Below are 12,850 nucleotides of genomic sequence, written 5' to 3'. Positions count from 1 at the left end.
CCGTAACTGGCAGTCGCGGCCGCCTGCACCTATCGCCCTTCCATACTGGCTGCGCGGGCATTAGGCAATAATTGCGGGGTGATCTGACCATCTCCCTGGCCGGCATGCTGACGCAGATAGGTGTCGATTTTCTGCTCTTGCCACGCAGCGAGCGGCTCTTGCGCTGGCGGCTCATCTGCGTCTGGTTGCGAATAACCCGCAAGTACCGCACCCGGCTGTGCAGCCGGGGCACTGGGTAACGCAACCGGCGGCGTCTGATCGGCTACCATTGCCTCACTACCCGAGCTCCCATCCTGCTGGAACATGTTCACGCCCACCAGAACCGCAACAGTAACGGATGCGGCCACTGCAAACCGGCCCACACTCTGCCAGATCCGCGAGGTCTTGGCAGTTGCCGGAGCAGGTACCGGATCATTGGCAATCGCAGCAGCGATGCCCTCGGACAGATCAATCTTGCCCTGCCAGGGTTCCTTGTGCATCAATGCACGCGCCGCCTGGTATCGTGCCCAGTCGCTACGCAAGGACGAATCATCCCCGCACGCTTTCAGAACACGGCGTACTTCAAGCTCATCCGCTTCGTTGTCCATAAGCGCGGAGAGAGACTCCTTCAAGGATTCACTGCTCATTGCTATACCTCTGCTTTTGGCCCTTTGGGCTAGCTGCATTTGACCCCCGGCGCCCGCTCAATCTTCGAGCAGGGGCTTGAGAGCTTTGTCAATTGCCTCTCGGGCCCGGAAGATACGTGAACGTACCGTACCAACCGGGCAACTCATTACCGCGGCAATATCTTCGTAACTCAAACCTTCGAACTCGCGTAGCGTCAAGGCAGTACGCAAGTCGTCCGGCAGCTGCTGCAGGGTCCTGTTGACCATCTGCTCAACCTCATCACGCAGCAAATCGCGTTCCGGCGAATGAATATCCTTGAGAGCGCTATCTCCTTCGTAATACTCGGCTTCATCAGCCGCAATATCAGAATCGGGCGGTCTGCGTCCGCGTGCTACCAGATAATTCTTGGCCGTATTGATCGCTATGCGGTACAGCCAGGTATAAAACGCGCTGTCTCCGCGAAAATTGGCCAGGGCGCGGTACGCCTTTACAAAGGCTTCCTGCGACACATCCTGCGCTTCATGGCTGTCGTGCACAAAACGCATGACCAATGCCAGAATCTTGTGCTGATACTTGAGTACCAGCAGATCGAACGCCCGCTTGTCACCGCCTTGAACCCGGACTACCAACTCCTGGTCTGTCTGCTCAGCCATGCGGCAGCTCCCGACGGCCTGGGCCTTGTAGCCCTGCCTTACTGTGATAGACCAGCAATGTAAGCAAAAGTTCTCCCCTCTTCAGGCTCAGCTGTATGAGCATTGGAAAACACCTAAAGTTCCGCCAAGCCCGTAAAATATTGTCATTATTCGGCAACATGATGCCGTAAAGCCATCTGCGCAAGTTTGTATTGTGGCGTACGCGCCTTCTATATACTAGTTGCCAATACATTCCGTCCGGGCAACAACCCGGCTCATCAGGCCCTGATTGAGACACCATGGGACAAGCGCATAATTACGATGTTTTGGTTATTGGTAGCGGCGCCGCCGGTCTGACACTGGCTTTGCACCTGGCAGACGACTTGCGGGTGGCCGTGATCAGCAAGGGCCAGCTGTCCGAAGGCTCGACTTTCTGGGCACAGGGTGGCGTGGCTGCCGTCCTTGACGATACCGATACAGTCGACGCCCATGTGCAGGATACGCTTGACGCCGGCGGGGGCCTGTGTCGTGAAGATGCGGTTCGACAGATTGTCGGCAGCAGTCGTGATGCTATCGGCTGGCTGATAGATCAGGGCGTACCTTTTACCCGCGAACGACGTGCTGATGGCAGCGAGAGTGATGATTTTCACCTGACTCGGGAAGGAGGCCATAGCCACCGCCGCATCATCCACGCAGCGGACGCAACCGGCGCAGCCATTTTCAACACGCTACTCCACAAGGCGCAGGAGCACAGCAATATCGAGCTGCTGGAGAACCGGGTTGCCGTTGACCTGATCACCACCAGAAAACTGGGACTACCTGGCAAGCAATGTCTGGGCGCCTACATTCTGAACCGTAACAACGGCCATGTTGAAACCTATGGCGCGCGCTTTACGGTTCTGGCAACGGGTGGTGCGAGCAAGGTCTATCTGTATACAAGCAACCCCGACAGCGCGTCGGGAGACGGCATTGCCATGGCCTGGCGGGCCGGCTGCCGGGTGGCGAATATGGAGTTCAACCAGTTTCACCCCACTTGCCTCTATCACCCCAAGGCCAAGAGTTTTCTGGTGACTGAAGCGTTGCGGGGAGAAGGTGCACTGCTCACGTTAGCGGACGGCTCGCGTTTCATGCCACGTTTTGACAAGCGTGCAGAACTCGCACCTCGGGATATCGTTGCACGCGCGATCGACCACGAGATGAAGCGTCTGGGTCTGGATTGTGTCTTTCTGGACATCAGCCACAAGCCGGCGGATTTCATACGCAGTCATTTTCCGACTGTACATGAGCGCTGCCTGGCATTCGGGATCGATATCACGCGCGAACCGATACCGGTGGTGCCGGCTGCCCACTATACCTGTGGCGGCGTTGTGGTTGACGCCTGCGGTCGCACCGACGCAAACAACCTGTACGCCATAGGGGAAGCCAGTTACACCGGCCTGCATGGCGCCAACCGAATGGCCAGCAACTCACTGCTGGAATGCATTGTGTTCGGACGTGCCGCAGCTCAGGACATACTTAACGAACTTGAACGGACCCCCATGCCGGACAATCTGCCGCACTGGGACGAGAGCCAGGTCACCGACTCGGACGAAGATGTGATCATTTCCCACAACTGGGACGAGTTGCGCCGATTCATGTGGGATTACGTGGGTATCGTGCGCACCACAAAGCGCCTGCAAAGAGCCAAGCATCGTGTTGATATGCTGCTTGCGGAAATCCACGAATTCTACAGTAACTACCGAGTCAGCCGGGACCTGCTGGAACTGCGAAATCTGGCGACGGTTGCCGATCTGATCATCACCTCAGCGATGCAGCGCCATGAAAGTCGTGGCCTGCATTATACGCTCGACTACCCCAACCTGTTGCCAGAGGCCGTCGATACTATTCTGCGGCCGCCCAACGCTGACGACTGAAGCGTAGCCGCAACCTGAGGCGCCGCAAGGCGTCCTCGGCGGCAGCATCTGCGGGCAGGATCACAGACACTGCGAGCCAGCGCCCCGGCTCCCTGAACCGCACAACGGTAAGGAAGGCACTGACGAAGGTGTCCGCCAACAACCGCGCTGCGCTTTCAGAACCATCGCGGCGCATGACATGCCATCCCTGACTGTCGAACCGCAATCCGGTAATCGATTGCGCGTGCTGCAAGCTCACCTGCCGCGGCCAGACCCATATACCGTAACCCAGGACGACAAGCATGCTGGCCGTAGCCAGCAGCGGAGGAAGGCCGCTGCGCAGGAGCGCTGCACAGGCGAGAACGCTCAACAGAATCACCAACCCCCCCAGAAAACGAGAAGGCTGCCTGCGAAGCATCAGATAATCAGGCTGGCTGAACACGGTCGAGAATCATCCTTACCATACGTTTTAGATCCGGGTCGTCGGGTTCGCTGCGTTGCATGAACCAGCCGAACATGTCCTGGTCTTCGCTCTCAAGTAACTTTCGATAACGCAATTTGTCTTCTGCATCCAGATCGCTGTAGGCTTCCTCGAGAAACGGTCCCAGCAGTACATCCAGCTCAAGCATGCCCCTTCGACTATGCCAGTACAGCCGTTTCTTCTCAATTTCAGCCGACATCTCTCTCTCCGCAATAAGGTAAAAACGCCTCAGAATGCACAGGTGACATTATAAGCGCAAGACGACACTGACAAGCTGCCGACGCCGCCCTATGATGTAACAGCTGAATTCATCAGGCAATCAGAGCTTATGACCCAAACTAATCCGCTAAATAGTGAACTCGCGAGATACTTCCCAATCGATTCGCCAACGAAGTCGCCTGCAACAGCACTGGCCTGGCTTGGCCATGAACGCATTATGGCAGTCAGCGGCCCCGATTCGGCGAAATTTCTGCAGGGACAACTGACCTGCGACGTCACCCGCCTGCCTCTGCCTGGCAGCGTTCTGGGCGCCCGGTGCAACCCCAAGGGCCGCATGCAGTCGAGCTTCAGGCTACTTCGCCATGACGAGTCAGACTACTTGCTGGCGATGGCAGAAGCGCTAATCGGGCCCCAAATCACAGACCTTACCAAGTATGCTGCCTTCTTCAAGACCAAGATAATCGACGCCACAGATAGCTGGGTGAGGCTGGGACTCCATGGAGAGAAGGCCTCTTCGCTTCTGGCTGAACTTGATCTGCCCGTACCCGGAGCACCAGATACCGTGGAACAGCTGGATGCCGCAAGGGTAGTTCGCCTGCCCGGCAACGATAGCTTTGAGCTCTGGCTTCCGGCCGAAATGGCCCTGCCTGCTATCGAGCGGTTGCTTGCCACGGCCACCGCCATACCATTAAACGATTGGCAGCTACTGCAGATTCGTGCGGGTATTGGCCAGGTGTTTGCTGAGACACGTGAAGCCTTTATTCCACAGATGCTCAATCTTCAGGTATTTGACGCCGTAAGCTTCAAGAAAGGCTGCTACACAGGCCAGGAAATTGTGGCCCGCATGAAGTATCTGGGAAAACTGAAAAAACGCATGTTCAGACTCGTCAGTGAGAAGTCTGACTGTCTGGCCCCGGGCACCCCGGTAGTCAACAGGGACACCGGACAGGTGTTGGGGGAGGTGGTGATGGCAGCCCTGGGCCCCGAGCATATGGAAATGCTGGCGGTAGTACAAAAGGATGCGGCACAATTGGCATCGTTGTGTGCAATTGATAGCCAGGGGCCAGCACTCACTCTGGCTCCCCTGCCCTACGAGTCCGAAGTGGCCGACGAAGCCGGCCAGGCGAAATGACAAGGAATACCCATGACTGATCTGGCCCAGCGCGTACAGGAAGAATTGATTCAGGCAATCGACAAGGATCAGTTGGTACTGCCTACGCTTCCAGAAGTCGCCCTGCGCATACGCGAAGCCGCAGAAAACCCTGACGTCAGCATTCCCGACCTGGTTCGTGAGATCAGCAATGACGCCGCCTTGAGCGCACGCCTGATCAAGGTAGTTAACAGCCCACTACTGCGCACCCGCCAGGAAATCACGGATCTGGGCATGGCGGTCAACCGCATGGGCATCAATTACACCGCCAACCTCGCAACGGGACTGGCGATGTCGCAGATGTTCCAGGCGACCTCTGACGTTATTGACCGCAAGATGCGTGAAGTATGGGCCCGCAGTACCGAAGTAGCTGGCATCAGTCACGTACTCTGCCGACACTACACCCGACTCAAGCCCGACCAGGCGACGCTTGCCGGGCTAGTGCATCAGATTGGAGTCCTGCCAATTCTGAGCTATGCCGAAGAAAACAGCCAGTTGCTGAGGGATTCGATCAGCCTGAACCTGGTGATCGAGCATATTCATCCGATACTGGGTGACCGCATTCTGGCAGCCTGGGATTTTCCAACACCCTTGCGCCACATACCGACCGAGCACCTGGATTTCAATCGTAATACGCCTACGGTCGATTACTCGGATGTGGTCCAGGTCGCGATGCTACAGAGCCTCAGCAGTGAGCATCCCCTCGCCCAAATGGACTGGAGCACTATAGCCTCCTTCAACAAGCTAGGACTGGCTCAGGGGGAGGACGGCGACGAAGATCTGTCTGCCGAAATGGAAGCCGCCATGCAGCTGCTGGGCTAACCGCCCGGCAGGCACGGGTAGCGAACCACTGCCTCGTCAGCGATTACGCCACTGTGGCGGGCGCTTGTCGAAGAACGCGTTGACACCTTCCAGGGTGTCCTCGTAATCGAACAGGTCAACAAAACGCTCACGTTCTTCGGGCAGCAAACTGTTGAGTGATTGACGTCGCGCCCCCTGGATAAGGCTCTTACAGACCTTGACAGCCATCGGGCTCTGCCTGCCAACCTGAGCCGCCAGCCTTAGGGCGGTCGCCAGAGCCTGGTCCTGCTCTACCACCTCTTCCACCAGCCCGATGCGCTCGGCTTTGACCCCGTCAATCCGCTCTCCGCACAGAATCATCCGCTTGGCCCAGCCCTCTCCGACCAGCCAAGCCAACGCCTGGGTACCGCCTGCGCACGGCAACAGGCCAACTCCTGCCTCCGGCAGTGCCAGTTGCACCTGACGCTCGGCAATTCTGATATCGCAAGCCAACGCACACTCCAGACCGCCACCCATGGCATAGCCGTTGAGCGCCGCAATGGTTACGCCGGAGAAATCGCGCAGCGTCTCGAAAGCCTTGCCGAAGAGACTCGCCATCTCACGGGCTCTGGCCTTGTCGCCGTCGGCAAAAAGTTTAAGGTCGGCACCGGCTGAAAAGAAACGATCACCACGCCCGGTAATCACCAGGGCAAAGATCTCTGAATCGGCACCAAGATGCCCAACCAGCTCGATCAGCCCGTGCAAGGTATCGCTGTCCCATGTATTGGCTGGCGGATTATCGATGGTAACCAGCGCGGTGTGGCCGACTTTCTGCACGACCAGCTTGTCGGTACGTGGGACCAGAGCGGTATAGGGTTGCAGTGCGTGATCCATGGAGGCCTCCAGAAACAGTGAAGAGATAAATTCAGACTGCGCTATCGGGCAAGGCCCAGTCAATCGGCTTGCGCCCGTGCAATTGAAGATAGTCATTTGCGGCTGAAAAATGGCCGTTACCGAGAAAGCCCCGGTGGGCTGACAGAGGGGAAGGGTGAGCCGAGGTAAGAACGCAATGCTTCGAAAGATCAAGCTGTTCGGCCTTCTGCCGCGCATAGCTGCCCCACAAAATGAAGACCAGATGCTCATGCTGCTGCGCTGCCACCTCGATAATCCGGGTGGTGAATCTCTCCCAGCCACGCTTGGCATGGGAGCCCGCGTCACCCGCCTCTACTGTTAGCACCGCGTTGAGCAAAAGCACGCCCTGCTCTGCCCAGTGGGTGAGGCATCCATGCGCTGGTCTGGGTATATCGAGATCCCTCTCCAGCTCCTTGAAGATATTTTGCAGGGAAGGTGGCGGCCTTATGCCGGGCGGCACAGAGAAAGCGAGCCCATGGGCCTGGCCCGGACCGTGGTAAGGATCCTGGCCAAGTATGACCACCTTGACCTGATCCAGCGGGGTACTGTCCAGAGCATTGAAGATCCGGGGACCGGGAGGATAGATGATTTGGCCGTTTGCTTTCTGCACGCGCAGGAACTCGCGCAGAGTGCGCATGTATTCCTTCCCGAACTCATCAGCCAGAGCGGCTTTCCAGCCTGACTCCAGCTTGACCTCGCCCTGTGCCACTGGTTACTCCGCTACCGGCACAGACTGGGCGCTGCAGCGCACAACACGCTGACGATCATCAATCAACAGCCCGGACAAGCCGTTATGTCGGCTGTCATGCAGAATCAGGATGCCATCGACGCACTCCGCGACCTGATCGGCAGCACGACTACGCATCTGCCCCGCTTCTGCAGAGCCCACCTTGATCAGACTGAATTCGGCCACGACCATGCCCTGTTCTTCCCGGGAGAAGTTCAGGTAACCATAAAAATACAACACCATAACTGTGGCAAAGACCGTCGCGAAGGCGGTCAGAATCATTGGTATCTTGTTCATTTCCTTGCTATCACTCATTGGAATTCCTTGCACTCTGGCCCTGTAACAAGACTCAGAGAATGTTGGCGTAATCGGCCTCGATCCTGTCGAGACTGAGGTTATTCAGAAAGCCGGAAAAACACATCCAGGCACTCAGCGCATTCAGATCGGCAAAGGGTTCTGGCAAGTAACGCGGCGGCACCACAAGCCCCTCCTCTACCAGTTGGCCCAGGGTGCGCATATCTTCCAACGTGGTCTTGCCACAGAACAATAGCGGTATTTGCTGGAGCTTGCCCTTGCGTACCGCGAGCTGAATATAGTTATAGGTCAGGATAAAACCCTTTAGATAGGCCAGATCCTTGGTAAACGGCAGCCCATTACTGCTGGATCCGCGAAATACCCGACTGGCATTGGTGTAACTGTTTTCACGGGAATATTCCTGCTCCCGGTAAAACTGGAATACATCCATAAAGTCACCACCACTTTCAGCCAGCTGAATCGCCCGTGTGCGGTCGGTCAGTTTGCGCAAACGCGCCGGATAGGAGGCGAAGGTGATTACCTCCATCAGAATGGCCAGGCCCTCCTGGGTCACGGTCGACGACGGCGGCCCCTTGGCCAGGAAGGTACAGATCGGCTGGTGCTGGCCGTTAAGACTGGTCGCTACATGCACCATGCCCTCGTGCACGGCGAGGATTTTCAAATCACGCTGATTGAATTTGGCGTCACTGCGGATCTTGATATAGTCCGCGCCAGCAGCCGCGTCAGCGACGATGCCGTCGGATTCGAATACGCGCACGGCCTGATCGTCCGGAAAGGCTTCATTCATCCGCGCCTGCAAAATGTCCACCGCTTCGGGCGCAGCGATGGTCTTGGGCTCACTGAGCAATTCGGTCTTGCCGATATTGGCCAATGACTCGCTGAGCATGATGCCCAGATCGGTCAGGGTCGGGTCGCCAGCGTGGAAGGCGTCGGAGGCAGAACCATACAATTCCTGGGATATAAGCCCCATATCAGGGGTGCCGCGCGCCTCGAGCATGCGGATCACCATGCGGTATTCCTTGCACATGCGCCGCATGATCTGGCCTACCGGGTTGAAGGTGCCCAGCTGACGGGTGATGTCGCGTTCGATATCCTGCAGCACCTGGCGACGCTCTGCCGGGTCAAAGCCCAGCGGGCGCTTGGCGTAGTAATCAGGGCCCACATCGGGAATGCTCTTGCAGCGTTTGCGAAAGAACTCCTCACGCAGACTGTCATCCCACTTGATCGCATCCAGAATCCGGATCGGCGCCTGCGCCTCGACAATGCGGTCGGACAGACTGCGAATTACCAACTGGTACTGCTCGCTCTGTTTTACCGTCATGGTGTTCCTGCTTTGGTTTATGCGTGGTCGGGTGATGCTTTTTCGAGCTCGTGCAACGCTTGGCCGGGCAACCCTCATGCTGGACACGCCGCAAGTACATCCCTGTAGGCTCGTCGCTGGCCATCCCTGGCCATCGACGGTCCAGCATGAGGGTTACCCGGCGCCGCGGTAGGGAAAGGAGTGCTTCCGAGAGCGCCTAAACCCCATACCAATCCCCACTTTACGTTCCGCGCTGCCTCTTCAATCTCACCGGAAACCTGATCAAACACCCAAGTCTACAAGCGTGTCTGGGTGCGGCCGGTGGCGGACCGTCGCTGGCCAGGGACGGCCAGCGACGAGCCCACATGGATGTGCTCGTAGCGTGTCCGCCACCGGCCGTACCCAGGCGCGCCAAACACACAATCCCTGAGATCAGGTTTCCTTAAACGTTACCAAACGAACTCAAACCTCAGGCCGCATATGCGGAAACAGAATCACATCGCGAATGGACGGCGCGTCAGTCAACAACATCACCAGGCGATCAATACCGATGCCCTCGCCCGCCGTCGGCGGCATGCCATATTCCAGCGCACGCACAAAGTCGGCATCGTAGTGCATGGCTTCATCGTCACCCGCATCCATGTCTGCTACCTGAGCCAGGAAACGCTCAGCCTGGTCCTCGGCGTCGTTAAGCTCCGAGTAGGCATTGGCAATCTCGCGGCCGCCAATAAATAGCTCGAAACGGTCAGTCACACTCGGATCATCGTCACTGCGACGCGCCAGCGGAGACACCTCAAAGGGATAACGGGTAATGAAAGTCGGCTGCTCCAGAAGATGCTCGACCCGCTCCTCGAAAATCATCACCTGCAGCTTGCCTAGACCCTCGAAGCCCTTCACATCCGCACCGGCTTTCTTGGCAATAGCACGGGCCGAGTCCAGGTCCTGTAGATCAGCCGCACTGATCTCGGGGCAGAACTTCAGGATTGAATCGAACACCGACAGCCGAGCAAAGGGCTCGCCGAAATGGAACACCTTGCCCTGGTAGGGCACATCTGTGGTGCCCAAGACTTCCGTCGCCAACTCGCGGAACAGCTCCTCGGTCAGATCCATGTTGTCTTCGTAATCGGCATAGGCCTGGTAGAACTCGAGCATGGTGAACTCCGGATTGTGCCGGGTCGAAACACCCTCGTTGCGGAAGTTGCGGTTGATCTCGAACACCTTCTCGAAACCGCCCACCACCAGACGCTTCAGATACAGCTCCGGGGCAATACGCAGGAACATCGGCAGATCCAGCGCATTGTGATGCGTCTCGAAGGGCTTGGCCGCCGCGCCACCGGGGATCGTCTGCAGCATGGGCGTTTCGACTTCGAGGAAATTACGGTCAGCCAGGAACTTGCGGATATGTGCGACCACACGTGAACGGATCAGAAACGTCTTGCGCGTCTCTTCGTTGACGATCAAATCAACATAACGCTGGCGGTAACGCTGCTCGGTATCGGTAAGACCGTGGTGCTTGTCCGGCAGTGGCCGCAATGACTTGGTCAGCAGCGTAGCCTTTTGCATCTGAACGTACAGATCGCCTTTGCCCGAGCGCTGAAGGATACCTTCGGCCGCTACGATATCGCCCAGGTCCCAGTGCTTGATAGCCTCCAGGGTTTCGGCCGGCAGGCCCTTGCGGTCAACGTAGAGCTGAATGCGCCCACTGACGTCCTGCAAAACCAGGAAAGCACCGCGATTGAGCATGATACGACCGGCCACCTTGGCCGGGATCGCTGCTTCCTCAAGCTCCGGTTTGGTCTTGTCCGCATAGGTTTTCTGCAGATCGGCGCAGTAGCTGTCACGGCGGAAATCGTTGGGAAATACCCGGCCCTTGGCGCGTTCGTGGGCGAGCTTTTCCTTGCGCATCGCGATCAGGCTGTTTTCTTCCTCGTGACGGGCGTGCGGGTCTTGCGGCTGGTCGGTCATGTTTGCGTATTCCTGGGCGTTACAGTTGTATGGCGTAGATCAGACGTTGTCTTGCATCGGGCGCGGCGGCGGCGCTTAAAGCCCCTGTTTCAGACTGGCTTCGATGAATTCGTCCAAATCCCCGTCAAGTACCGCGTTGCAGTTGCTGTTCTCGATATTGGTCCGCAGATCCTTGATCCGGGACTGATCGAGTACATAGGAGCGGATCTGGTGGCCCCAGCCAATATCGGACTTGCTGTCTTCCAGCGCCTGGGCAGCGGCTGTGCGCTTCATCATTTCCTGCTCGTAGAGTTTGGCGCGCAGCATCTTCATCGCGGTATCGCGGTTGCCATGCTGGGAACGCTGGCTCTGACAGCTGACCACCGTATTGGTCGGTACGTGGGTAATGCGCACCGCAGAATCGGTGGTGTTAACGTGCTGGCCACCAGCGCCCTGGGAGCGATAGGTGTCCACGCGCAGATCGGCGGGATTGATATCGATCTCGATATCGTCGTCAATCTCCGGGGAGACAAATACCGCGGAGAAGGAAGTATGCCGTCTGTTGCCCGAGTCATAGGGGCTCTTGCGCACCAGGCGATGCACACCGATCTCGGTGCGCAGCCAGCCAAAGGCGTATTCACCCTTGATATAGACGGTAGCGCTCTTGATACCGGCAACTTCACCTTCGGAGAGTTCGACAATCTCGGTTTCGAAGCCGCGCTGATCGGCCCAGCGCAGGTACATGCGCAGCAACATGTTGGCCCAATCCTGGGCTTCGGTGCCACCCGACCCGGCCTGGATATCCAGATAGCAATTGGTTGGATCCATCTCGCCACTGAACATGCGGCGGAATTCGAGCTTCTCCAGACTCTTCTGCAGTCTATCAAGCTCGGTCACCACATCGGCGACTGCGCCTTCGTCCTCTTCTTCGGCTGCCATTTCCAGCAATTCCGAAGCATCGTTCAGACCGGCATGCATCTCGTCCAGGGTTTCCACGATCTGCGCCAGCTGCGCGCGCTCGCGTCCCAGGTTCTGGGCCCGCTCGGGGTCGTTCCAGACGCTGGGGTCTTCCATTTCGCGTTCGACTTCGGTCAGACGATCATGTTTATGATCGTAGTCAAAGATACCCCCTGATGGACTCAGAGCGGCCACGCAGATCTTTGATGGTGTTAAGAATCGGATTGATTTCCATGGTGACAAATCCCGTCAGGCAAAAGCCGCCACTATAGCCGATTTCGGGCTCCACGTGCAGTACTCAAGGGTTTGTAGAGCAGACTGCAGTGGCGCCCGAGGGAGCCACCAACCCAGCCCTTTCTCAGTGGGGCAACACCCGGACGAATACAATAGTGCCTATGCCCCAGAATGCATTTAGTATGAAGCCTATGATGAAACGGCCTGGTAGCTGGGCCATATCAAAACCGTACCCCTTGAGCGGAAATACAACGATAAGCGCGACCAGGGTCAGCGCGATACCACCGAACAAAGCGGCCTTGAGCCAGATCAGAGCATGGCCGATTTTGTCCAGCACTGCGATCATGACCAACGCCCAGAGCCCACCCCAGAAACTCGCTGATATGACTGAGGGAATCCCCAGCGGGGCAGTGGGTTGCAGCGAGTAAGGTGCGAAAGGCACCACACCCGCCGAGTGCAGAAGCCCCAGTGCCGCCTGATGAAAGCACAGAACAGCCAGGAAACCGGCGACGAAAACGAATATCCAGCGTTGCATGGTCACACCTCTTTATTATTTTGAGCTACGACTATAGCAGGCTCGAAGCACTGCGCCATGGCCCTGCAAAGCGGTGAAACCAAAGGGATGCAAATGGCCTTGACGCAGATCAGTTAGCTCCACTGTGCTACGGCCTAGACTGAACCGATCAGGTCACTTATTTGCA

At 57.4% G+C, this 12,850-nt stretch carries 14 protein-coding genes; 3 read left to right on the top strand and 11 right to left on the bottom strand.

From position 1 onward, the window contains the following. Positions 1–29: 29 nt before the first annotated feature. Positions 30–626 (bottom strand): sigma-E factor negative regulatory protein, encoded by a 597-nt coding sequence (locus tag IEV54_RS00480; RefSeq protein WP_150277784.1) that lies wholly within the window; start codon positions 624–626, stop codon positions 30–32. Positions 627–683: 57 nt separating this feature from the next. Further along, entirely contained in the window at positions 684–1,259 is a 576-nt protein-coding gene (gene rpoE, locus IEV54_RS00475) for an RNA polymerase sigma factor RpoE (RefSeq protein ID WP_150277785.1), read from the bottom strand. Positions 1,260–1,537: 278 nt separating this feature from the next. Between rpoE and nadB the strand changes: the two genes are divergently transcribed. After that, entirely contained in the window at positions 1,538–3,151 is a 1,614-nt protein-coding gene (gene nadB, locus IEV54_RS00470) for an L-aspartate oxidase (protein ID WP_150277786.1), read from the top strand. On the opposite strand, the gene IEV54_RS00465 is transcribed toward nadB, so the two are convergent. Further along, entirely contained in the window at positions 3,120–3,572 is a 453-nt protein-coding gene (locus IEV54_RS00465; protein ID WP_150277787.1) for a hypothetical protein, read from the bottom strand. The genes nadB and IEV54_RS00465 overlap by 32 nt on opposite strands. Continuing rightward, positions 3,556–3,810 carry an FAD assembly factor SdhE gene (locus IEV54_RS00460; RefSeq protein ID WP_150277788.1) on the bottom strand — a complete coding sequence of 85 codons (255 nt, stop codon included), beginning with the start codon at positions 3,808–3,810 and terminating at the stop codon, positions 3,556–3,558. Before IEV54_RS00460 ends, IEV54_RS00465 begins: the two co-directional genes overlap by 17 nt. Positions 3,811–4,047: 237 nt before the next feature. On the opposite strand from IEV54_RS00460, the gene ygfZ reads away from it, so the two are divergent. After that, positions 4,048–4,962 (top strand): CAF17-like 4Fe-4S cluster assembly/insertion protein YgfZ, encoded by a 915-nt coding sequence (gene ygfZ / locus IEV54_RS00455; RefSeq protein ID WP_223825446.1) that lies wholly within the window; start codon positions 4,048–4,050, stop codon positions 4,960–4,962. A 12-nt stretch (positions 4,963–4,974) separates the two neighbouring features. Continuing rightward, entirely contained in the window at positions 4,975–5,802 is an 828-nt protein-coding gene (locus IEV54_RS00450; RefSeq protein WP_150277790.1) for an HDOD domain-containing protein, read from the top strand. Between the two features lie 36 nt (positions 5,803–5,838). On the opposite strand, the gene IEV54_RS00445 is transcribed toward IEV54_RS00450, so the two are convergent. The 7 genes from IEV54_RS00445 to IEV54_RS00415 form a co-directional block, all read right to left on the bottom strand. Then, positions 5,839–6,654 (bottom strand): enoyl-CoA hydratase, encoded by an 816-nt coding sequence (locus IEV54_RS00445; protein WP_150277791.1) that lies wholly within the window; start codon positions 6,652–6,654, stop codon positions 5,839–5,841. A gap of 31 nt (positions 6,655–6,685) precedes the next feature. Next, complete coding sequence (ung, locus tag IEV54_RS00440; protein ID WP_150277792.1) at positions 6,686–7,381, bottom strand: uracil-DNA glycosylase; 696 nt, start codon at positions 7,379–7,381, stop codon at positions 6,686–6,688. 3 nt (positions 7,382–7,384) lie between these two features. After that, positions 7,385–7,714: a PA3694 family proteiin gene (locus tag IEV54_RS00435; RefSeq protein ID WP_150277793.1), complete on the bottom strand. Its 330-nt coding sequence runs from the start codon at positions 7,712–7,714 to the stop codon at positions 7,385–7,387. Between the two features lie 34 nt (positions 7,715–7,748). Further along, positions 7,749–9,035 (bottom strand): flavohemoglobin expression-modulating QEGLA motif protein, encoded by a 1,287-nt coding sequence (locus tag IEV54_RS00430; RefSeq protein ID WP_150277794.1) that lies wholly within the window; start codon positions 9,033–9,035, stop codon positions 7,749–7,751. 441 nt (positions 9,036–9,476) lie between these two features. Next, positions 9,477–10,979, bottom strand: coding sequence for a lysine--tRNA ligase (lysS, locus tag IEV54_RS00425; RefSeq protein WP_150277795.1), 1,503 nt, complete (start codon positions 10,977–10,979; stop codon positions 9,477–9,479). Between the two features lie 75 nt (positions 10,980–11,054). Continuing rightward, a protein-coding gene (gene prfB, locus IEV54_RS00420; RefSeq protein WP_150277796.1) for a peptide chain release factor 2 occupies positions 11,055–12,150 on the bottom strand; the annotation gives its coding sequence in 2 pieces (ribosomal slippage) (positions 11,055–12,077 and positions 12,079–12,150; 1,095 coding nt in all). Positions 12,151–12,273: 123 nt separating this feature from the next. Continuing rightward, positions 12,274–12,684, bottom strand: a complete 411-nt coding sequence (locus tag IEV54_RS00415) for a hypothetical protein (protein ID WP_150277797.1) — start codon at positions 12,682–12,684, stop codon at positions 12,274–12,276. Positions 12,685–12,850 lie beyond the last annotated feature (166 nt).

Source organism: Halopseudomonas salina (assembly GCF_014637955.1).
GTDB lineage: Bacteria > Pseudomonadota > Gammaproteobacteria > Pseudomonadales > Pseudomonadaceae > Halopseudomonas > Halopseudomonas salina.
Note: the sequence above shows the minus strand (reverse complement) of the source record. Positions and strands in the feature narration are given on the sequence as shown.